Origin of the sequence: Pseudomonas tremae (genome assembly GCF_023278125.1) — a bacterium.
In the GTDB taxonomy this organism is placed as follows: Bacteria; Pseudomonadota; Gammaproteobacteria; order Pseudomonadales; family Pseudomonadaceae; genus Aquipseudomonas; species Aquipseudomonas tremae.
In genome coordinates, this window is record NZ_CP066270.1 from 4,048,028 (window position 1) to 4,070,566 (window position 22,539).

General features: G+C 54.8%; 19 protein-coding genes. 11 read left to right on the forward strand and 8 right to left on the reverse strand.

Going from position 1 to position 22,539, the window contains the following annotated elements; translation table 11 throughout:
- Positions 1 to 74: 74 nt before the first annotated feature.
- Both I9H09_RS18290 and I9H09_RS18295 read right to left on the reverse strand, forming a co-directional pair.
- Positions 75 to 1,841: a site-specific integrase gene (locus I9H09_RS18290; RefSeq protein ID WP_248972579.1), complete on the reverse strand. Its 1,767-nt coding sequence runs from the start codon at positions 1,839 to 1,841 to the stop codon at positions 75 to 77.
- Complete coding sequence (locus tag I9H09_RS18295; protein ID WP_147468075.1) at positions 1,816 to 3,183, reverse strand: hypothetical protein; 1,368 nt, start codon at positions 3,181 to 3,183, stop codon at positions 1,816 to 1,818. Before I9H09_RS18295 ends, I9H09_RS18290 begins: the two co-directional genes overlap by 26 nt.
- Positions 3,184 to 4,575: 1,392 nt before the next feature.
- Between I9H09_RS18295 and I9H09_RS18300 the strand changes: the two genes are divergently transcribed.
- Complete coding sequence (locus I9H09_RS18300; protein WP_235662975.1) at positions 4,576 to 5,136, forward strand: hypothetical protein; 561 nt, start codon at positions 4,576 to 4,578, stop codon at positions 5,134 to 5,136.
- Between the two features lie 423 nt (positions 5,137 to 5,559).
- On the opposite strand, the gene I9H09_RS18305 is transcribed toward I9H09_RS18300, so the two are convergent.
- Complete coding sequence (locus I9H09_RS18305) at positions 5,560 to 6,777, reverse strand: argininosuccinate synthase (RefSeq protein ID WP_003412906.1); 1,218 nt, start codon at positions 6,775 to 6,777, stop codon at positions 5,560 to 5,562.
- A 118-nt stretch (positions 6,778 to 6,895) separates the two neighbouring features.
- Entirely contained in the window at positions 6,896 to 7,801 is a 906-nt protein-coding gene (locus I9H09_RS18310) for a flagellar protein MotY (protein WP_122324049.1), read from the reverse strand.
- Positions 7,802 to 7,950: 149 nt separating this feature from the next.
- On the opposite strand from I9H09_RS18310, the gene pyrC reads away from it, so the two are divergent.
- The 4 genes from pyrC to bfr all read left to right on the forward strand — a co-directional run bounded on the left by pyrC (position 7,951) and on the right by bfr (position 10,762).
- The gene (pyrC, locus tag I9H09_RS18315; RefSeq protein WP_005889346.1) at positions 7,951 to 8,994 is read left to right on the forward strand and encodes a dihydroorotase; all 1,044 of its coding nucleotides are present in this window, start codon (positions 7,951 to 7,953) and stop codon (positions 8,992 to 8,994) included.
- On the forward strand, positions 8,991 to 9,668 hold the full coding sequence (gene rnt / locus I9H09_RS18320) for a ribonuclease T (protein WP_055003530.1): 678 nt from the start codon (positions 8,991 to 8,993) through the stop codon (positions 9,666 to 9,668). Before pyrC ends, rnt begins: the two co-directional genes overlap by 4 nt.
- A 204-nt stretch (positions 9,669 to 9,872) precedes the next feature.
- Positions 9,873 to 10,091: a bacterioferritin-associated ferredoxin gene (locus I9H09_RS18325; RefSeq protein WP_005889343.1), complete on the forward strand. Its 219-nt coding sequence runs from the start codon at positions 9,873 to 9,875 to the stop codon at positions 10,089 to 10,091.
- A gap of 200 nt (positions 10,092 to 10,291) precedes the next feature.
- Positions 10,292 to 10,762, forward strand: coding sequence for a bacterioferritin (bfr, locus tag I9H09_RS18330; protein ID WP_005889341.1), 471 nt, complete (start codon positions 10,292 to 10,294; stop codon positions 10,760 to 10,762).
- A gap of 206 nt (positions 10,763 to 10,968) precedes the next feature.
- Here the strand turns inward: bfr and grxD are convergent, their stop codons facing one another.
- The 3 genes from grxD to I9H09_RS18345 form a co-directional block, all read right to left on the reverse strand.
- On the reverse strand, positions 10,969 to 11,307 hold the full coding sequence (grxD, locus tag I9H09_RS18335) for a Grx4 family monothiol glutaredoxin (RefSeq protein ID WP_005889339.1): 339 nt from the start codon (positions 11,305 to 11,307) through the stop codon (positions 10,969 to 10,971).
- A gap of 88 nt (positions 11,308 to 11,395) precedes the next feature.
- Complete coding sequence (locus I9H09_RS18340) at positions 11,396 to 13,504, reverse strand: molybdopterin oxidoreductase family protein (protein ID WP_122347583.1); 2,109 nt, start codon at positions 13,502 to 13,504, stop codon at positions 11,396 to 11,398.
- 132 nt (positions 13,505 to 13,636) lie between these two features.
- The gene (locus tag I9H09_RS18345; RefSeq protein WP_005889335.1) at positions 13,637 to 13,930 is read right to left on the reverse strand and encodes a hypothetical protein; all 294 of its coding nucleotides are present in this window, start codon (positions 13,928 to 13,930) and stop codon (positions 13,637 to 13,639) included.
- Positions 13,931 to 14,379: 449 nt separating this feature from the next.
- On the opposite strand from I9H09_RS18345, the gene argF reads away from it, so the two are divergent.
- Both argF and I9H09_RS18355 read left to right on the forward strand, forming a co-directional pair.
- Positions 14,380 to 15,300 carry an ornithine carbamoyltransferase gene (gene argF / locus I9H09_RS18350; protein ID WP_122347584.1) on the forward strand — a complete coding sequence of 307 codons (921 nt, stop codon included), beginning with the start codon at positions 14,380 to 14,382 and terminating at the stop codon, positions 15,298 to 15,300.
- Positions 15,297 to 16,370, forward strand: coding sequence for an ABC transporter ATP-binding protein (locus tag I9H09_RS18355; RefSeq protein ID WP_122347585.1), 1,074 nt, complete (start codon positions 15,297 to 15,299; stop codon positions 16,368 to 16,370). The genes argF and I9H09_RS18355 overlap by 4 nt, the downstream gene beginning before the upstream one ends.
- 9 nt (positions 16,371 to 16,379) lie before the next feature.
- Here the strand turns inward: I9H09_RS18355 and ybaK are convergent, their stop codons facing one another.
- The gene (gene ybaK, locus I9H09_RS18360) at positions 16,380 to 16,859 is read right to left on the reverse strand and encodes a Cys-tRNA(Pro) deacylase (protein ID WP_024671655.1); all 480 of its coding nucleotides are present in this window, start codon (positions 16,857 to 16,859) and stop codon (positions 16,380 to 16,382) included.
- Between the two features lie 351 nt (positions 16,860 to 17,210).
- On the opposite strand from ybaK, the gene I9H09_RS18365 reads away from it, so the two are divergent.
- The 4 genes from I9H09_RS18365 (at position 17,211) to glpD (ending at position 22,346) form a co-directional block, all read left to right on the forward strand.
- Positions 17,211 to 18,068 (forward strand): MIP/aquaporin family protein, encoded by an 858-nt coding sequence (locus I9H09_RS18365; RefSeq protein WP_024671656.1) that lies wholly within the window; start codon positions 17,211 to 17,213, stop codon positions 18,066 to 18,068.
- A gap of 46 nt (positions 18,069 to 18,114) precedes the next feature.
- The gene (glpK, locus tag I9H09_RS18370; RefSeq protein ID WP_005889324.1) at positions 18,115 to 19,620 is read left to right on the forward strand and encodes a glycerol kinase GlpK; all 1,506 of its coding nucleotides are present in this window, start codon (positions 18,115 to 18,117) and stop codon (positions 19,618 to 19,620) included.
- A gap of 100 nt (positions 19,621 to 19,720) precedes the next feature.
- Positions 19,721 to 20,476: a DeoR/GlpR family transcriptional regulator gene (locus I9H09_RS18375; protein ID WP_005889322.1), complete on the forward strand. Its 756-nt coding sequence runs from the start codon at positions 19,721 to 19,723 to the stop codon at positions 20,474 to 20,476.
- Positions 20,477 to 20,807: 331 nt separating this feature from the next.
- The gene (glpD, locus tag I9H09_RS18380; RefSeq protein ID WP_054996992.1) at positions 20,808 to 22,346 is read left to right on the forward strand and encodes a glycerol-3-phosphate dehydrogenase; all 1,539 of its coding nucleotides are present in this window, start codon (positions 20,808 to 20,810) and stop codon (positions 22,344 to 22,346) included.
- Positions 22,347 to 22,539: the final 193 nt, after the last annotated feature.

The window sequence follows — 22,539 nt, forward strand, 5'->3', positions numbered from 1 at the left end:
CTCTATCAACTCCTCGACACGCATCGATATGCCATCAAGCGACTCTCTAAGAATTACGGCATTTTCAGGACATACTAAGCACCGATGAGCGCTACAAAACCCCCTTTTTTGGATTGTAGGCGCTCTGGCGGATTTAGAGGGTTGCTGCACCCTACTCCGATCCTGCTCTGCAGGATCTGTCGATGTAAATCCAATTGATCCTTTTGCTGTGCCGAGACATCGCCGATTTTCTGCATGTAAGCAAGTAAAGAAGGCTGCACATTACCTTCTTTTATAAGCAAAAAAAGGTTTCCAACAAAGCTTACAAATTGCCCATCCCTCTCAGCATTAAAAAGGTTGTTATCAAGATATTTCTGAGTGGTAGATACTCTCGAATGCGTTAGTGCGCGCATTACGGCTACCACATTTCCTCCACTATGACGCCAGACATACTCAGCAAACGCATCTCTAAAGTCTGAAGGGGTGAAGTTTTCTATGACTTCTTGGCCAGCGTGCCGTAGTCTCTGGTTGGTTTCATGTAGCACTGTAGTCAGGTATGTGATATGCCCAACCTTCGCCCCCTTAGACTCATTGATCCAGCTGATACCGCCTTTTCTAGCAACGTATAACCACACGCTTTTTGTTCCCTCTTGAAGCTGCACTACCTTCTCGTATTGCTTCAATATATCCAGATGTGGTGCTTGCAATGAAATCAATTTATCTAATTTAGCATTTTCTTCCGCCAAATCGTGAATCAACTGTCTACGAAGGTAATTAGTACGCTCTAAGACAAGCCTAATTATAGAGCCTGCGCCAAACTTGGTTTTCCACAGTCCGACAATAGGTTGTGCGTTTCCTCCAGCCCTCGCTTTTGTTCCTATTAGAACAAAACAAGTCTGATCGCTCGGATGGTCGTGCAGCCACTCTTCAGAGCACGAAGCATCAAGTGATAACAGCACTGCCGGGTTCCATGCAGTCACAGCAAGACACATATGAAACGCTGAGTTGATATCCGTTCCGTTTTCAAACTGATTTACCCACATTTCATAGAGACGAAAGCCGGTCCGAGCAGTAAAATCTTTTGGGTTCGATCCATCTCTTAATTGATCGCCGCTTGGAAAAACTTGAGAACATCGTATCTGAGCGGCTTTTAAAAACTCCCACTCACGACATAATTTTGATTCAAAAACTGTCGACGGTTCAAAGCCATCCGTTCTCATGATGTCTAATTTCATCCAACGTTTACGAGTCAGCTCCCAGTTTTCTTTCAATATACCTCTTAACAAAAGCACTGGCCGTGCGTGAGGTAGGTAACGCGCCACAGGTTTTTTTTCACCTACCGCCCAATAGAGCTTTGGGAGTCCACGATCCTGCCGTATCGTATTGACGATAATTAAAAAAAAACGAAACCTGTCGCCTTTAATATTTTTTTTGCACGCCTCTTGATAGTGAATAAAACTAAGATCACACACATCTTCAATTTTTGCGAAATCCACACCTAGAAGAGCGGCTTCCTTTTCGACATCATCCATTAAGGAAAACCAGCTACGCATTGAATACCTAACTGTATTCAAAGTAGATTTAGAATAATAACGGGATATTAATTTAAAAAATGGGGCGATTTGACGTATCAACGTTGGCCGGCCCGAAAATTTATGCTTGCAGCGGGTATCGGAATCGAGATTGCCCGTATCAAAAATTTGTAGATCAACCAGCGTGGGTTTAACGGGGTGATGGGTCCAGAAAACCAGCAAACTTTCAGGAGTTATTTTTTCGGGAACCAGTAAAGCCGGAATAAGGGAACCATCCGCCGCGGCGTGATTCTTATTATAGAACCTAATCACAGTTCTTGTCCGAGTCACTACAAAGCTCTTCAGTCCATTTTAAATGAAAATTTAATGCGAACGACGAGTTGTCAGTAAACCACTTTAGATAGATAAGGGTTGTCTCTTTTGATTTATGCCGCAGCTGTGGAAGTATTTCTAACAAAATACAAGTTTCGGCATTAGTTCTAAGTGAAATCAGCAGTTCGCTTTCAAACTCGGTTCCTGCAAATTTAACCAGCATCCTCCTTTGCTCATCCATTCGCTCCCACAATAGAGAGCATGCCCAATAATCTCTCGCTTTGTGAGGGCTCCATCCTTTGGGAGGAGTCGCTAACCTCCAGACTTCATAAATCTGATCCGCGGTGTATCTAAGCCCTGATACTGGATTCAAAAACAATTGTACAGATTCGTCACGTATCCTCCGCTGAGCTTTCAAGGTAACCGCGGATTTTATAGCAATCCCTAAAGCATGAGGGCGATCGTTTTTTCGATAGTAATGGATCCTAAGTGCAAGTTCGTAAGAGATACGTATACGGCCTTCTGGCCCTATCTTGTCACCATGAGAATATCCGTAATCGGGCCCTTTGGTACCGTAGCATATCTTCAGCGAAACCAACTTTAATCTATCAGGCATTGCAGGATTAATAATATCCCAATCATCCATGGCCAACGGCAATGTATCAACACGCCAACAAGATGCTTCGGTGATCCTGATAGCGGACTCCATAATTAGGTCAACTATTAAAACTTCAGTATTGCCTCTAACGGGCCTTGAGCCGACCCTTGCACGCCAACTTATCAACGCTTGTGTATCAGGCAGTACAATAAAGCTGTTGCTTTCTCTCAACCGTGTACCCGAAGAGGTTTTTGCGCGTGCACGACGATTATCAGCAACTAAAGATTTATCATCATATATAATGTATTGCGCATCCTGTTTCCGGATTCTGTACCCTCGAAACTCTGCCCACGCCAGGAAATCCAATGCCGAATCAACTCTTACATTGATCGTCTTCTCACTCAGACTTCGATTATCTCGCGACCAGACACCCTCAATCATCTCGCGTTGATACTTACCTATTAGATCTTCTACAACATCAATATTTAGCGGATCAATCAATCTGCAGCCGCACCATTCCAGGAAATTGCACAGCCAACTGCCATAATTTTTTATGCTTTTGGAAGAAGGTGGTCTGACAAAGCTCCGTGTTTCAACCCTCGTTGGCGACCACCTACCCAAAGCCCGGTCGATGAGATACTCACTTCCCAAACGATGAAATCCAGGCCTTGCATCAAAGATACATGGAACGTGAGCAACCTTACCGTAATTGTTTTCTACGAGAAAGTTTGGATCCGTGTAAACCAACTGATAAGAAGACATTTTCTTCATCGCTTAGGTAGAAAATAACAGCGTAGCTCGCTTGCCGTTCCCTACAACCTAAAAATAGCACTTCTCAGACGAACGGATAAGATGATCATCCACGATCAGCACTTTATTCATGGGCAGTCCATTTTTCGCTATTCGAATTTTCAGAGCCAGCACAATAACTTAGTCGTTTAGTGCTTTGCATTGCGCTCACCCTTAAGGACTGACAGCCAAAGACCATTCCTACAAGTACAGCAGAAACTTCCTACAAAACTCGGCACTAACGTACATTTTTTATTAATTTTCACAGAGCCTTCCTTTTCGGAACCTGTTGAATTATTGCTGGAGCGGCGGCGTAAGCATCGCGACTCCAGTCGATAGATGAACATGACCAGACGTTTCATCGTCAAAAATGATCTTGTCGGGCCTGTTAAAAACTTTGTAAAACCGTCTTTTTATCAGCATCAAAACAAATTGACGCATGGCGCATAGCCAGCAAAGTGAAAAAAACCTCCTGTCCGCCTGAATACTCCTGAAGCAAAACGCCCGGGCGTCATGGCCGAATTTCAAGATGCTGATGACACGACAGTTCTTGATACTCAGGCATCTACATGACAGAGACGCGCAGAACGTGGCGATTAAAATAGTGCGGTCCTGTCAAGATAAGCGCCTCTTTCCTGGCACCGACGCCTGCACGCCACACGGGGCGACTGATAGCGATCACTCACACCGTACATACGTAAACCACGAGTAAAAATTACACATTGAATACAGAATATTGTACAAATATTTATTTAAAGAAACATCCTATATAATTTAAGGAAATCTCCTACAACAGAACGCCAGGCTGAGCACTCGACACATCGTTAGCGCTCAGGCCTCACGGCATTATGATTTAACCGCACGAGCCTGTGCTGAAGCAATATCTTACAGACACCTTAGCATGAGCCTACGTCATTCAAGACTAAAAGCAGCTCATTCGACAAGTAGCAAATACCAAATCTCATTTCAGATCCAGCCATGGTCAGCCGAATAGGAAACGTACTACAAAAATCAGGGACGCAAAAATAAAACATGTAAGACCTTTTAAATACTTTCAAATCAATTCCATCCAGGCACCATTTTCTCCTTGCAAATTCTATTACCAGTCGTTACTTTTTTGGCATTAACACCGTTATTTATTGCCATTGAATATGCTTCTCAAGAGGCTATATCAATGCGTATTTCACTCACGTACTTCATGAGCAACAGTAGTTAGACGAGCTCGGTCTATCACACCGGCCGGATGGATTCGGGTACTGCATACATGGCCGGTCGGGCACCTCTGCCTGATGACAAGACCTCAAAGTGTCTGCCAACTCTTTTGAATGGGCCATGTGTATAACCATGTTCAAAAAGGGACCTATCATGGACAATAAATACGTTCGTTCGCCTTCACCGCCACGTACCGCTCTGGAACTGGCCACTGCCATAGAGCGGTTCGTCGCCACCGGCGGGGTTATTGCCGTCATACCGGAGGGAGAAACAGCGGGTTCATCGAATCCGACACCCACCGATAATACCTCTGCCCTGGAACTCACAGGCAAAGTGGAATTACTGAAGTGCCTTGTTGCAAAGGGCGCGGGGGTCAACGCCCTGCAGTACTCATTGCGTATGACCAAGAAGGATGTTCGCCAACTGGCAACGGAACATAAAGTGAGGATACATTACAGCCAGCCTGTGCGTAGCCTCAGGAGAGAGGGACGCAATGATACTGCTGATGTCGATGATGTCGTAGCGGGCCACGCCATGCACTATTCGGCCCTCGGCTACGCTGCTTCTGAAATCGCTCAGTTGCTCGACCTCAGCGTTCGCCAGATCTGGAACATCGGCAAGGCCTATCGATATGAGTTCAGGCAACAGCGAGAAAGCGATACGCCTAAGCAGCCTGACTCGGCGCCAGGTACTGCTGACCCGCACACTCAATAAAGCCGTTGCGTTGAAATAGCCGCCGTGTGCGAAGAGTGCCGAATACGCGACTGAAAAACTCGGTTATAGCGTCCTTAACAACGACAGTCTGTGTAGGAAAACATGGCAAAGCCTATGCCTGTTTCTTTTCCTGTCGAAAGCAGGCCTTCATCAATACACACTGCAGACCGTATTTGATTCATCAAAACAATACCGCGACGTTAAAACGCGTAGAACGCCCAGCGGTATCCGCGTTGATAAACTCAACAGCAATGATCAAAGTGTCAGGAAACTTGAGTCAAAGACGTGACCTGCGCTGGTCCAGGAAAGGAGCCGCGCCCTGCAGGTCATACGAAGCGTTAAAACTTGAAGCGCTTTACGCGCCAGCCAGATCATCAAGTGCAGCCCTGCGAGGGGCTGCACTTGCCAAACCACCTGCTGTCTTCAGAACAGCTTGCGGCCCTTGTTTGCGGCAATCCGCATGCGCAGTGCGTTCAGCTTGATGAAGCCTGCAGCGTCGGCCTGGTCGTAAGCGCCAGCATCGTCTTCGAAGGTCGCGATATTGGCATCGAACAGCGAGTCATCGGACTTGCGGCCAGTCACGATCACGTTGCCCTTGTACAGCTTCAGACGTACCACGCCGTTCACGTGAGCCTGAGACGCGTCGATCATCTGTTGCAGCATCAGACGCTCAGGGCTCCACCAGTAACCGGTGTAGATCAGGCTGGCGTATTTGGCCATCAACTCATCCTTCAGGTGAGCAACTTCACGGTCCAGGGTGATCGATTCGATTGCGCGGTGGGCACGCAGCATGATGGTGCCGCCCGGGGTTTCGTAGCAGCCACGGGACTTCATGCCCACGTAACGGTTTTCCACGATATCCAGACGCCCGATACCATTCTCGCCGCCGATGCGGTTCAGGGTTGCCAGAACAGTGGCAGGGGTCATCTCGACACCATCCAGCGCAACGATATCGCCATTGCGATAGGTCAGCTCAAGATAGGTCGCCACGTTTGGCGCGTCCTCGGGGGACTTGGTCCAGCGCCACATGTCTTCTTCGTGCTCGGTCCAGGTGTCTTCCAGGACGCCGCCTTCATAGGAAATGTGTAGCAGGTTGGCGTCCATCGAGTACGGGGATTTCTTCTTGCCGTGACGCTCGATCGGGATGTTGTGCTTTTCGGCATAATCCATCAGCTTTTCACGCGACAGCAAATCCCACTCACGCCACGGAGCAATCACCTTGACGCCAGGCTTGAGCGCGTAGGCACCCAGTTCGAAACGCACCTGGTCGTTGCCTTTGCCGGTTGCGCCGTGGGAGATGGCGTCAGCGCCGGTTTCATTGGCGATTTCGATCAGACGCTTGGCGATCAATGGACGAGCGATGGAAGTACCCAGCAGGTACTCGCCTTCGTAGACAGTGTTGGCACGGAACATCGGGAACACGAAATCGCGCACGAACTCTTCGCGCAGGTCATCGATGTAGATTTCTTTCACGCCCATGGCCTGAGCCTTGGCGCGTGCCGGTTCGACCTCTTCACCCTGACCCAGGTCAGCGGTAAAGGTCACCACTTCGCAGTTGTACGTATCTTGCAGCCACTTGAGGATCACCGAAGTGTCCAGGCCACCGGAATACGCGAGAACTACCTTGTTTACGTCCGCCATGCCATCACTCCACCGGGTTGTACGGAAAACCGTGGATTCTACCGTTCAAGCCAGCAGATTTACAGGGGCGCGACAGCTTGTGACGACAAGGCGACGTATCCAGCAGCCTGACGAGGGCTCAGGACGTGTGTGCGGCGCTTGCCGAGGAGGCAACAGGCACCGGGCGCTCATCGGGCGCTACGCGCTCAAGGTGTACGTTCACCCGACGGTTGCGCGCGCGGTTGGCTTCGTTGGTGTTGGGCGCCAGCGGGTAGCGCTCACCGTGGAAGCGCAAGGTGATCTGCTGCTCCGGGATACCCTGAGCCTTGAGATAGTCCATGACTGCCAGTGCCCGGCGGCGAGACAAGTCACGGTTGGTAAGGCGATTGCCGCTGTTGTCCGAATGGCCATCAAGCTCGACGCGGTTGACGGTCGGATCAGCCTTCAAGTAGGCAACCATGTTGTCCAGACGCGCTTTTGCACGGCCATCCAGCTCGATACCACCGCCAGGAAAACCCACTTCAGCCTGTTTGATCTGATCGAAATTCATCGGCAACAGCTTGGCGGTACAAGCCTGATATTCACTGAACGCCTTGCTGAATTTGACAGGTAGCAAGCGTATTTCCATCAGACCGCCGTCGCGGTTGTAGTGACGAATCAGCGGGCTGCGCCCGTCCATCAGGCCGCTGATCAGCCGCCCTGCCTGCGCTTGGGAAGTGTTGAACGGAATGTCGCCATTCATGACGCGCACTGAACCCAAGTTGATATCACCACGCCCAGGCTGCCAGGGCGCGGCGGCGGCCAGCAATGTCGCAGAGCCATTGCCCAGCATGTTATAGGACGCCTTGAGGCGAAATGTCGCCTGCTCTCCCGCACGGCGCACGAACTCGCCCGCACCGAAATCGGTGATCGGCTGAGTCAGGCGGCATTCGAACTGATCGCCTTCGACCTTCCACTCGATGCTCTCCAGACGCGTCTGGAAACTGATAGCCATCGCCGGAAGGCTGGCAAACATGCTGAGCAGGGCTAAATATCGCTGGCGCACGGGAGGCTCCACTGGAAATGAACGCGAAACAGAAAAATGCTGACTGACAAGGGAGCTATCGGTAACTTCATGCAAAACTTGATAGCGGATGCCTGAGAGAGGCTTTTCCGGTAGCATTCCCAACGAGTTTGACCCGCCTGGAATCCCCAATGTCTGACCGCCTGACCCTTCTGCGTCCCGACGACTGGCATATTCACCTCCGTGACGGAGCTGTCTTGCCTCATACCGTTGCCGACGTAGCGCGAACTTTTGGCCGCGCAATCATCATGCCCAACCTCGTACCTCCGGTTCGCAACGCGCAACAAGCCGACGCTTATCGCCAGCGCATTCTGGCCGCACGTCCGGCAGCCAGCCGCTTCGAACCGTTGATGGTGCTTTACCTCACCGACCAGACCACACCCGAAGACATCCGCACAGCCAAGGCCAGCGGCTTTGTCTACGCTGCCAAACTGTATCCGGCCGGGGCGACCACCAACTCGGATTCCGGTGTCACCAGCATCGACAAGATCTTCCCGGCCCTGGAGGCAATGGCCGAAGTCGGCATGCTGCTGTTGGTACACGGGGAAGTGACACGCGGCGAGATTGATGTCTTCGATCGCGAAAAAGTGTTCATCGACGAACATCTGCGTCGTGTGGTCGAACGCTTTCCGACCCTCAAAGTGGTGTTCGAACACATCACCACCGGCGAGGCCGTGCAGTTCGTCAACGAAGCCTCGGCCAATGTGGCGGCGACCATCACTGCGCACCACCTGCTGTACAACCGCAACCACATGCTGGTCGGCGGGATTCGTCCGCACTTCTATTGCCTGCCGATCCTCAAGCGCAATACGCATCAGGCTTCGTTGCTCGACGCGGCCACCAGCGGCAGCAACAAGTTTTTCCTGGGCACCGACTCGGCACCGCATGCTCAGCATGCCAAGGAAAACGCGTGCGGTTGTGCCGGTTGCTACACGGCCTACGCAGCGATCGAGCTGTACGCGGAAGCGTTCGAACAGCGTAACGCGCTGGACAGGCTGGAGGGCTTCGCCAGCCTTCACGGTCCGGCGTTCTATGGCCTGCCTGCCAATCAGGACACCATCACGCTGGTGCGTGACGAGTGGACCGCCCCTGCCAGCCTGCCGTTTGGCGAGTTGACCGTTATCCCGCTGCGCGCTGGTGAAACACTGCGCTGGCGTCTGGAGGAACACGCGTGAGTGAAGATCATTTTGACGAAGAACACGAAGGCCACGGCGGTGGCGGCGGTTCCCGTCACCCGATGGCAGCGCGATTTCGCGGCTACCTGCCGGTAGTCGTCGACGTCGAGACCGGTGGTTTCAACTCCGCCACCGATGCCCTGCTGGAAATTGCCGCTGTCACCATCGGCATGGATGAAAAAGGCTTTGTGTTCCCCGAGCACACCTATTTTTTCCGCGTCGAGCCCTTCGAGGGCGCCAACATCGAGGCGGCTGCGCTGGAGTTCACCGGCATCAAGCTCGATCACCCGTTGCGCATGGCGGTCAGCGAAGAGACCGCAATTAACGATATCTTCCGCGGCGTGCGCAAGGCGCTTAAAGCCAATGGCTGCAAACGCGCGGTACTGGTCGGTCACAACGCCAGCTTCGACCTCGGCTTCGTCAACGCGGCTGTCGCCCGGATGGACATGAAGCGCAACCCGTTTCACCCGTTCTCCAGCTTCGACACGGCCACGCTTGCCGGCCTCGCCTACGGCCAGACCGTATTGGCCAAAGCCTGCCAGGCCGCCGGAATCGACTTCGACGGCCGTGAAGCTCACTCGGCACGCTACGACACCGAAAAGACCGCTGAGCTGTTCTGCGGCATCGTCAACCGCTGGAAAGAAATGGGCGGCTGGCAAGACTTCGACGACTGAGGTCGACAGCTCAGTGAACAGACCGGCCTTGCGCCGGTTTTTTCATGTCTGCCAAAAAGTGGCGGGCATTCTTCGCGCTACGCAATCAACCCGCCGACCACTCATCGCCCTACCTGAATCGAACCCAAAACAGTTTTGACAAGCATTCTCATTAGCATTAGTCTCCTTCACATCAAGCAATAAACCAGCGACGGTCCATAGCTTATGTATGTTTGCCTCTGCCAAGGTGTCACAGACGGTCAAATCCGGGATGCAATTCTGGAAGGCTGCTGCAGTTATCGTGAAGTCCGCGAAACGCTGGGCGTCGCGAGTAAATGTGGAAAATGCGCCTGCCTGGCGAAAGAAGTGGTGCGTGACACCCTGACCGAACTGCAAAGCAGTCATGCGGCGCTGGCATATCCCGCAAAATTTTCAGCTGCCTGAATACCCCGTTTTCAAGAACCGGACGTCATGTCCGGTTTTTTTATGCCTGTAATTCAAGCGCTTAGCGTCAAGATGCGGAACTCAAACATTCTTATTCCTATTTAAATTCACTTATTATTCAAACACTTAGGTTTGACAGACGATGGAGCGCAGCTCACACTCGCAGCTTATCGACACCATCCATCGGCAGGACCTCGAACATGAAAGGCGACATTACAGTCATCCAGCATCTCAACAAGATCCTCGGAAACGAGCTGGTCGCTATCAATCAGTACTTTTTGCATGCACGTATGTACGAAGACTGGGGCCTGAAAAAGCTCGGCGGGCATGAGTACCACGAGTCCATCCATGCGATGAAGTACGCAGACAAGCTGATCAAGCGCACACTGTTTCTTGAAGGGCTGCCAAATCTGCAGGACCTCGGCAAGATCCTGATCGGCGAGCACACCAAGGAAATGCTGGAGTGCGACCTGAAGATCGAGCAGAAAGGTCTGGCTGATCTGAAAGCGGCCATTGCTCATTTCGAGACAGTCGGCGACTTTGGCAGCCGTGAGTTGCTCGAAGACATCCTTGAGCCTAAGGAAGAGCAAATCGACTGGCTGGAGACTCAGCTTGGTCTGATCGTCAAAGTCGGCATAGAGAACTACCTGCAGTCGCAAATGGGTGACTGATTCACCCGACGCGCTGCAATGAAAAAGCCCGCCTCTGTCGAGAGCGGGCTTTTTCTTGTCTGTAAAACCACACTGCTACAAACGCTTGCGACGCAGAGCGTCGTGAAAGGCATTCCCACGCGAAGCGCAGGGAACGATAACCTCGACTATCGTGCGACGCTCTGCGTCCTCCAGGTGACATACACGCCACGCTGGAGCGTAAGGTTTTACTCGGCTTTGGCAGGTGCTGCCTTGGCAGATGCATCCTTGACCAGGGTCTGCAGCGAACCGTCAGCCATCATTTCGCTGATGATGTCGCTACCGCCAACCAGCTCACCGGCAACCCACAGCTGCGGGAAAGTCGGCCAGTTGGCGTACTTTGGCAGGTTGGTGCGGATTTCAGGGTTTTGCAGGATGTCGACGTAGGCAAACTTTTCGCCACACGCCATCAACGCCTGGGAGGCCTTGGCCGAAAAGCCGCATTGTGGAGCGTTTGGAGCGCCTTTCATGTAAAGCAGAATGGTGTTGTTGGCAATCTGCTCTTTGATCGTTTCGATGATATCCATGATGCACCTCGGCTGAAATATCCGACTCAGTTGTCGGCACGGTGGCGCATTGTAACGAAAACCCGAGCATGACGCTCTGTCTTGCGCCTTAACAAGACACCACCTGCACCGGAACGCCGTTCAGCACAGCGTTGCCGGACAGAACATCGAGTTGCCGTTCATCCGTCAGGTCGTTGGCACTCACGCCGGGCTGACTCCGGGCGATCTCCATTTTCACGCCAGCCCGCGAATGTCCCCAGCCATGCGGCAGGCTGACGACACCCGGCATCATGTCCAGACTGCTCAATACCTGGACTTCTATCACACCTACCCGCGAGCTGACCCTGACTTGCTGCCCGTCACTCAAGCCACGCCGCTGCAGGTCCTCAGGGTGCATCAACAGCTGATGCCGAGGCTTGCCTTTCACCAGCCGGTGGTAGTTATGCATCCACGAATTGTTGCTGCGTACATGCCTGCGGCCAATCAGCAGCAACTCACCCGCCTGCTGACCAGGATCGGCAGCAAAGCGTGCGAGATCAGCCATGATCACCTCTGGCGCAGCCTGGATGCTGCCATTGGCGGTTTTCAGGCGGCTTGCCAGGTTTGACTTCAGTGCGCCCAGATCCAGGCCGTGGGGGTGGCCTGCCAGTGTCTGAAGAGACAGATTGTGGGCCGATGCCTCGCCATAGCGCCCCGCACGCAAACCGCGATCAATCATCTGCGCCGGTGGCAGGGTTAGCTTCAGCTCACGCGCAGCCTTGGCTGCAAACGCCTTGGCCAGGCCGACAAATATCTCCCAATCGTGCAATGCGCCCTCGGGCCTTTCGAAGATCGCGCGATTGAAGCGCGTGACGTTACGGATCGCCAGGGTGTTGAACGTGGTGTCGTAATGATCGTTCTCCAGCGCCGACGTGGACGGTAGGATCAGGTCGGCATGGCGAGTGGTCTCGTTGATGTACAGATCGATGCTGACCATGAATTCCAGACCCTTCAGCGCCTGATCCAGCTGGCGTCCGTTGGGCGTCGACAACACCGGGTTGCCCGCGACCGTCACGAGCGCGCGAACCTGCCCCTCCCCTTCCACGAGCATTTCTTCGGCAAGCGCCGAGACCGGCAACTCGCCACCGTACTCCGGTAGCCCTGACACGCGGCTTTGCCACAGATTGAAATGCCCGCCCGATGTCGAGCTGACAAGGTCGATGGCGGGCTCAGTGCACAGCGCGCCGCCGACACGGTCGAGATTGCCTGTCACCAGATTGATCAACTGTGTCAGCCAATGGCACAGCGTGCCGAACGCCTGAGTGGAAACGCCCATGCGTCCGTAACACACCGCCTGGTCGGCGGCTGCAAAATCGCGGGCCAATTGCCGAATCTGCCCTGCAGCGATGCCGCAGCGCGGGCTCATCGCTTCGGCATTGAAGTCGCCAATCGCTTTTCGCACCTCTTCCAGCCCGTCGACCGGCAGATGGCTCTGGCGAGTCAGCCCCTCTTCGAACAACGTATTGAGCAACCCGAACAGCAGCGCCGCATCGCCGCCAGGACGAACGAACAGGTGCTGATCGGCAATGGCAGCGGTTTCGCTGCGGCGCGGATCAATGACCACTAGCTTGCCGCCGCGTTGCTGAATGGCCTTCAGGCGTTTCTCGACATCCGGAACGGTCATGATGCTGCCATTGGAAGCCAACGGATTGCCTCCTAGAATCAGCATGAAGTCGGTGTGATCAATGTCCGGAATCGGCAGCAACATGCCGTGGCCGTACATCAGAAAGCTGGTCAGATGATGCGGCAACTGATCGACCGACGTCGCTGAAAAACGGTTACGGGTCTTGAGCAGGCCAAGAAAATAATTGCTGTGGGTCATCAGCCCGTAGTTGTGGACGCTGGGGTTGCCCTGATAGATCGCCACCGCATTCTGCCCGTGACGTTGCTGAATGGCATGAAGCCGCTCGGCAACCCGATCGAACGCGTCTTGCCAGGTGATCGGCTGCCACTGCTCCCCGTTGCGCAACATCGGTTGGCGCAAGCGGTCGGGGTCGTTCTGAATGTCCTGCAGCGCAACGGCCTTGGGGCAGATGTGACCACGACTGAAGGTGTCCAGTGGGTCGCCTTTGATCGAGGTGATTCGAGGGGCAGAGTCCGGCCCGGCCTCGGTCTCGATGGCAAGGCCGCAGATAGCCTCGCACAAATGGCAGGCGCGGTAATGTTCGGTCCGGGTCATCGCAGCCTCGGTTCTTGTCATGGCAATCAGACTGATTGCTTAACAGTCACTATGGTGCGTGCCGATGAGCTGCGCCACTGACGTCAGCATTGTGAATCGGAAAGCATCAGGCGCGCCGATGAGCAGACCGGGTCAGCCGCCCAGAGGTGTGACGACCTTGTGCTGAAGCTGGATTTCGGTGACGGTTTCGATCTGCTCCTGGGCCAGGTGAACACCGGTCAGATCGCCGATCAGACGCCAGTGTTCGTCGAGCCCCGAACTGATGGTCGCCATTCGGTCGATCATGCGACGTCCCGCATTGCGCGTCACCTCGTCCTCGCTGCGCAACAACTCAAAGGACATCGAGGTCATTGAAGCAGTCAGATGGGTGAGCGTACGGGCGGTCAGCCCCAGTAACTCCGTTAATTGACGCTCTTTTGAGTCCATTCCCCACCCCTCGATCAGTAAATGTTTCGGCAACGCTTTATAACCTGTGACCGGCATTAAAGAAACGGTCCCTGATTCAAGTCCGTGAAGCGCGTCGCATAAGCACGGCTGCGGAAAAGTGGACTGTTGCAGGATTGGTACTAATTGCCAAGCGCTATTTGAGCAGTGTACAAATGCTGCCTTCGGAAAAAGCAGAGAACGCCATTCGCCTTCTCAGCGTAGCCAGTTTTTAGCCTGTCAATGAAGTATTACAGCGCGCCTTTAATGGGCAGCGTCGAGGCTTCGGCTTTTCTGAAACACGCTTGCTATTGGTAAGACGCGACATTTTTTTATACTATCGCGCCTTCCTTATTCGTCGCTCCGCGCGGCCTCCGCCGCAGGTCTGCCCGTTTTCCCGATAAAAACCGGCTTTGATAACCTGCGGTCTGTTGCAAAAAAGGTAGTTAATCATGAATGCCAGGCACTTTCTCTCGATGATGGATTACACCCCGGACGAACTTCTGGGCATGATCCGTCGTGGCGTAGAGCTCAAAGACCTGCGAAATCGCGGCGTATTTTTCGAGCCGCTGAAGAACCGGGTACTCGGGATGATTTTCGAAAAATCCTCGACACGTACCCGTCTTTCTTTTGAAGCAGGGATGATTCAACTGGGTGGCCAGGCCATCTTTTTGTCGCATCGAGATACCCAGTTGGGCCGTGGCGAGCCAATTGCCGACAGCGCAAAGGTCATGTCACGGATGCTGGATGCGGTCATGATCCGCACTTATGCGCACAGCAACCTGACCGAGTTCGCTGCCAATTCCCGCGTGCCGGTGATCAACGGTCTGTCAGACGACCTGCATCCCTGCCAGTTGCTGGCCGACATGCAGACCTTCCTGGAGCATCGCGGCTCGATCAAAGGCAAGACGGTTGCCTGGATTGGCGACGGCAACAACATGTGCAACAGCTATATAGAAGCGGCAATTCAGTTCGACTTCCAGCTACGCGTTGCCTGCCCTGCCGGTTACGAGCCCAGCCCGCAATTTCTGGCCTTGGCCGGAGACCGCGTCACCGTGGTTCGTGATCCGAAAGCCGCCGTGACCGGCGCTCACCTGGTCAGCACCGACGTCTGGACCTCTATGGGTCAGGAAGAAGAAACCGCACGCCGCAAGGCGCTGTTTGCCCCGTTTCAGGTCACCCGCGCCCTGCTCGATCTGGCCGCCAGCGACGTCTTGTTCATGCATTGCCTGCCGGCTCACCGCGGCGAAGAAATCAGTGTCGATTTGCTGGACGACTCGCGCTCGGTCGCTTGGGATCAGGCCGAAAATCGCCTGCACGCACAGAAGGCGCTGCTGGAATTTCTCGTCGCGCCGTCCTGCAAGCCCGCATGAGCGAGTTGCTGCTGAACCTGCGTGACCTGGCCTGCGGCTACCAAAACCAGCGCGTGGTGCAGGACCTCAACCTGCACCTTAATGCGGGTGATATTGGCTGCCTGCTGGGTTCGTCGGGCTGCGGCAAAACCACTACATTGCGCGCCATTGCCGGCTTCGAACCGATCCATTCGGGAGAAATCACGTTGGCTGGCGAGGTCATATCCCGTCCCGGATGGACGCTTGCGCCGGAAAAACGCCGAATCGGCATGGTGTTTCAGGACTACGCGCTGTTCCCGCACCTGAGCGTCGCCGAAAACATTGCCTTCGGCATTCGCAACCACCCGCGCCTCGATCAGGTAATCGCTGAATTGCTGGAGCTGGTCAACCTCGGCGAATTGGGTAAGCGCTACCCACACGAATTGTCCGGCGGCCAGCAGCAACGCGTCGCGCTGGCCAGGGCGCTCGCGCCTGAGCCACAGTTATTGCTGCTCGACGAGCCGTTCTCCAATCTGGATGGCGAGTTGCGTCGGCGGCTGAGCCATGAGGTGCGCGACATTCTCAAGGCACGGGGCACCAGTGCCATTCTGGTGACTCATGATCAGGAAGAGGCCTTTGCCGTCAGCGACCATGTCGGCGTGTTCAAGGAAGGACGTCTGGAACAGTGGGACACGCCTTACAACCTGTATCACGAGCCGCTGACGCCTTTTGTTGCAAGCTTCATCGGGCAGGGCTACTTCATTCGCGGTCAGATGCTTGACCCGAAATCGGTGAACACCGAACTCGGCGTGCTGCGTGGCAATCGGGCTTACCCCGGCATCAGCGGCAGTGCCGTGGATGTCCTGCTGCGGCCGGACGACATCGTCTATGCACCGGACAGCCGTTTGCAGGCGCGGGTCATCGGTCGGACATTCCAGGGCGCCTCGACCCTGTATCGCCTGCAACTGCCCGCAGGCAGCCAGCTGGACGCGATTTTCCCCAGCCATGCCGATCACCGGCAGGGTGACAATGTGGGCATTCGTGTAGCAGCCGATCATCTGGTGTTATTCGCAGCATCTGGCAACGTTGCGACGCGAACGCTGAACATCTGAGCACCAGGTTTATTCCCGACCGTCCCGACCGATAGGCGCGAACCTGGCCTGGGTATGCTCCGCGAGCATGTCCGCCGACAGCTCGACCTCAAGCCCCCGCCTTCCTGCGCTGACATATATGCTTTCAAAAAGCTGCGCAGTTTCATCGATGAACGTGCGCAAACGTCTCTTCTGCCCCAGCGGACTGATCCCTCCCAGCAAGTAACCAGTAGAACGCTGAGCCGCCGCCGGGTCGGCCATTTCGGTTTTCTTGGCCCCGCACGCGTGCGCCAGAGCCTTCAGATCAAGCGTTCCGACGACCGGCACCACAGCGACCAGCAATTCTCCTTTTTCAGTACTTGCCAACAGCGTCTTGAAAACCCGGGCAGGCTCCAGCCCCAGTTTTTCTGCTGCCTCCAGACCATACGACGCGGCTTTGGGATCGTGTTCGTAGCTGTGAATACGATGCTCGACGCGGTTTTTCTTCAGCAAATCCAATGCGGGTGTCATGCAGCGCTCCAAAGGGGTCGAGACGACGATCACTTTAAGCGAAGTAAAGTGAACATGCCTTGATTCACGCGACCTGTAACAATGATGGCCTTTTGAAAACTGCTCGAATGCCCCGGTGTACAGCCTGCTGAAACGCCTGTGCGGTGTGTCGCAGATTTGCTGACCGTTCGGTTCCGACCTTTGACAGGGGGGATTCTTGCCTATATTTTTTCGTTTACGAATATTATCGAAAGCGCTTTTTCGGTATAACTCGCACCAGCGATCAGAAATGGGGTTTTTCTGATACGCATGAATAACGAGCACCCATGCCTGTCTCAGGGTGCCGAGACAAAAACAAAAAATGAGGTATCCATGACCATCGCACTAAAACAACCAACGCTCTCCGGGCAATGTGTAGCTGAATTTCTGGGCACAGCGCTGATGATTTTTTTCGGCACTGGGTGCGTTGCAGCGCTCAAGGTCGGGGGGGCCACTTTCGGCCTGTGGGAAATCTGCATCATCTGGGGCATGGCCGTCAGCATGGGCATCTACCTCAGCGCAGGTATTTCAGGTGCTCACCTCAACCCTGCAGTCAGCATCGCGCTGAGTCTGTTTGCAGGTTTCGAAAAACGTAAATTGCCGTTTTACATCTGCGCACAGATCGCAGGTGCATTTTGCGGTGCAGGTCTTGTGTACCTGTTGTACGTCAGCCTCTTTTTCGATTTCGAACATACCCACAACATCATCCGCGGCAGCCAGCAGAGTCTCGAGCTTGCGTCGGTGTTCTCGACCTACCCTAACCCTGCCATTTCCGTGGGTCAGGCATTTCTGGTCGAAGTGGTCATCACCACTATTCTCATGGGTGTCATCATGGCCTTGGGCGATGACAACAACGGCCTGCCCCGCGGCGCGCTGGCCCCTTTGCTGATCGGTCTGCTGGTAGCCGTGATCGGCAGCGCAATGGGCCCTCTGACCGGCTTCGCCATGAACCCGGCACGCGACTTCGGTCCGAAACTGATGACGTTTTTCGCTGGCTGGGGTGAAATAGCCTTTACCGGTGGTCGCGACATTCCTTATTTCCTGGTCCCGATTTTTGCGCCCATTCTGGGTGCCTGTCTGGGTGCTGCAGGCTATCGCACGCTGATTGCGCGTCATCTGCCGAGCGCCGTTTCTGCCGAACACGAAAAAGAAACACCCGTGGTTCGCGGCAAAGTTCAGGCTTCCTCCTGAACCCCATACAACGTTGAATCCCACCCAACAATGCAAGGCAATCGACATGACTGACAAACAGAACAAGAATTACATCATTGCTCTTGACCAGGGCACCACCAGCTCGCGAGCCATCATTTTCGACCGCGACGCCAACGTGGTGAGCACTGCCCAAAGCGAATTCGTGCAGCACTATCCGCAGGCAGGCTGGGTCGAGCATGACCCGATGGAAATCTTTGCTACCCAGACTGCATGCATGACCAAGGCGCTGGCGCAGGCAGACCTGCACCACGACCAGATCGCCGCCATCGGTATCACCAACCAGCGTGAAACCACCGTTATCTGGGAACGTGAAACCGGCCGCCCGATCTACAACGCGATCGTCTGGCAGTGCCGCCGCAGCACCGAAATCTGCCAGCAGCTCAAGCGCGACGGCATGGAGGAGTACATCAAGGACACCACCGGGCTGGTGATCGACCCGTACTTCTCAGGCTCCAAGGTCAAGTGGATTCTCGACAACGTCGAAGGCAGTCGCGAGCGCGCCCGAAAAGGCGAGTTGATGTTCGGCACCATCGACACCTGGCTGATCTGGAAATTCACTGGCGGCAAGGTTCACGTGACGGACTACACCAACGCCTCGCGGACCATGCTGTTCAACATCCATACGCTGGAATGGGATCAGCGCATGCTTGATGTACTGGATATCCCGCGCGAGATCCTGCCCGAGGTCAAAAGCTCCTCCGAGGTCTATGGCCACAGCAAGAGCGGCATTCCTATTGCCGGTATTGCAGGCGACCAGCAAGCGGCGCTGTTCGGCCAGATGTGCGTAGAACCGGGTCAGGCGAAAAACACCTATGGCACCGGTTGCTTCCTGCTGATGAACACAGGCAAGAAAGCCGTGAAGTCTGCCCATGGCATGCTAACCACCATCGGTTGCGGCCCGCGTGGCGAAGTGGCCTATGCGCTGGAAGGCGCGGTGTTCAACGGCGGCTCTACCGTACAGTGGCTGCGCGATGAACTGAAACTCATCAACGACGCGCTGGACACCGAATACTTCGCCGGCAAAGTGAAGGACAGCAACGGTGTTTATCTGGTGCCTGCGTTCACCGGCCTGGGCGCGCCCTACTGGGACCCGTATGCCCGTGGCGCGCTGTTCGGCCTGACACGTGGCGTGAAGGTCGACCACATCATCCGGGCGGCGCTGGAATCCATCGCCTACCAGACCCGCGACGTGCTCGACGCCATGCAGCAGGACTCTGGCGAACGCCTCAAGTCACTACGCGTAGACGGCGGCGCGGTGGCCAACAACTTCCTGATGCAGTTCCAGGCGGACATTCTCGGCACTCACGTCGAACGCCCGCAAATGCGTGAAACCACGGCGCTGGGCGCAGCCTTCCTGGCGGGTCTGGCAATCGGTTTCTGGAGCAGCCTGGACGAGTTGCGCAACAAGGCAGTCATCGAACGCGTCTTCGAACCTACCTGCGAAGAGGCGCATCGCGAGAAGCTGTACGCTGGCTGGCAGAAAGCAGTAGCGCGCACCCGTGACTGGGAACCGCACGAAAACCAAGAGTGATAAACGCTGTTGTGTAAGGGGGAGCAGGATTCCGGCTGACAGGTCACACGTGCCTGCGGCATGATGGGCGCCATTTGTAGAGGGCGCTCAAGGAAAAACAATGAACCTGCCTCCCCGCCAACAACAGATACTCGAACTGGTCCGCGACCGCGGTTACGTCAGCATCGAGGAAATGGCGACGCTGTTCGTCGTTACCCCACAAACCATCCGCCGCGATATCAATCAACTGGCGGAAATGAATCTGCTGCGTCGCTACCACGGCGGCGCGGCTTATGACTCAAGCATCGAAAACACCGCCTACGCCATGCGTGCGGATCAGATGCGCGATGAAAAACAGCGGATCGCCGAGGCCATTGCTGCGCAGATCCCGGACAACGCTTCGTTGTTCATCAATATCGGTACCACCACCGAATCCATTGCCCGCGCCCTGCTCAACCACAACAACCTGAAGATCATTACCAACAACCTGCATGTGGCGTCCATTCTCAGCACCAAGGATGATTTCGAGGTCTTGATCGCAGGCGGCAATGTCCGTCGTGACGGCGGTGTGGTCGGCCAGGGCAGTATCGATTTCATCAGCCAGTTCAAGGTCGACTTCGCGCTGGTCGGTATCAGCGGTATAGATGAAGACGGCAGCCTGCTGGACTTCGATTATCAGGAAGTGCGGGTTTCCCAGGCGATCATCGCCAACGCGCGCAAAGTGCTGCTGGCGGCTGACTCCAGCAAGTTCGGACGCAACGCAATGGTACGACTTGGGCCGATCACCCTGATCGACTGCCTGGTTACCGACCAGCCTCCGGTGCCTGCGCTTCAACAACTGCTGACACAGCACAAGATTCGTCTGGAAGTGGTTTGATTGTGAACACCGGTTTCCGACCAGCACGCGAGTAACGAGAGGCGTCCGGAACAACGTCACCACTGTCGTGCGATATTCCGCGCCGGCATGCTGTTCCGAACTGCATGCCGGCCCAGGGCGTGTGCACGGAGAAGTGCGGAAGTACGATCTTCCCTGCTTCACATCTAGCCCTACAATGTTCATTTTTGTTCTTTTTGACTTCCATCATCAGTATTTTCAATCGATACCGACTGGCAAGGGTCATTTTATTGAGCTATGATTTTCGAAAGTGAACATTAATGTTCAGATTCGCCTTTCGAGCTGCGCTCAAGAATTGTCCAGGAGGCCACCAATGCCCCACACCAACGTGCCAACCCCGCCCCTCTCAGAGGTTTACGACATTGCCGTTATTGGCGGTGGCATCAACGGTGTCGGGATCGCAGCGGATGCTTCGGGTCGCGGCCTTTCGGTTTTTCTCTGCGAGAAAGATGACTTGGCCAGCCACACATCGTCGGCCAGCAGCAAGCTGATCCACGGCGGCCTGCGCTATCTGGAACACTACGAATTTCGCCTGGTGCGTGAAGCGCTCGCCGAACGTGAAGTGCTGCTCGACAAGGCACCGCACATCGTCAAACCGATGCGCTTTGTCTTGCCTCACCGTCCGCATCTGCGCCCGGCCTGGATGATTCGTGCAGGGATGTTCCTTTATGACAACCTTGGCAAGCGCGAAAAACTGCCAGCCTCGCGAACCATCAAGTTCGGTGCGGACAGCCCGCTCAACCCAAGCATCACTCGCGGCTTCGAATACTCGGATTGCTGGGTGGACGATGCTCGTCTGGTGGTGCTCAATGCGATGGCTGCCCGTGAAAACGGTGCGCACATCCACACTCAGACCCGTTGTGTCAGCGCGCGCCGTATCAAAGGTATGTGGCATCTGCATCTGGAGCGCAGCGACGGCAGCCTGTTTTCGATCCACGCCAAGGCGCTGGTCAACGCTGCCGGCCCTTGGGTCGCCAAATTCATTCGCGAAGACCTCAAGCTCGACTCGGCGTATGGCATTCGCCTGATTCAAGGCAGCCACTTGATCGTGCCCAAGCTGTACGAAGGCGAGCATGCGTTTATTCTGCAGAACGAAGACAAACGCATCGTGTTCACGATTCCGTACATGGAGCATTTCACCATCGTCGGCACCACTGACCGTGAATACCAGGGTGATCCGAACAAGGTGGATATCACTGAAGGCGAGATGGACTACGTGCTCAAAGTGGCCAACGACCACTTCAAGAAGCAATTGAGTCGTACCGATGTGCTGCACACCTTTTCCGGTGTACGCCCGCTGTGCAACGACGAGTCCGACAATCCGTCAGCCATCACCCGCGATTACACGCTGTCGCTGTCGGGCGGAGCTGAAGAAGCGCCGATTTTGTCGGTATTTGGTGGCAAGCTGACCACTTATCGCAAGCTCGCCGAATCAGCGATGACCCAGCTGGCGCCGTTTTTCAAACACATGAAACCAAGCTGGACAGCCAAGTCTGCCCTGCCCGGCGGTGAAGACATGACCACCCCGGAAGCGTTGACGGCAGAAATGACCCGACGCTTCAGCTGGTTGCCTGAGCCTATCGCCAAACGCTGGTCGATCACTTACGGCAGCCGCAGCTGGCGCCTGCTGGAAGGTGCGCAGAGCCTGGACGATCTGGGCCAGCATCTGGGCGCAGGGCTGTACACGCGTGAGGTCGATTACCTGTGCGATCAGGAATGGGCTACCAGTATCGAGGACATCCTGTGGCGTCGCACCAAGCTGGGTCTGTTTACCACTCCTGAAGAGCAGGCCGGAGTACGCAGCTATCTGGAAACCGTAGTGCGCAACAAGGCTGACATCGAAGCCGCCTGATCCACCATGCGCTCACCTGTTCATCCTTCCCAGGATGAACAGGCTCCCCCGCTCGACACCTTTCTCATTCGACACCCTCCTCGCATCGAATCCCTGCTTCACTGCCAACTTCCTGCAATATTCGGTTTTCCGAACATCCTGACTCGTCATGTTCGGACTTCCGTACATAGCGACTTGCGCGCCTCCACGATCA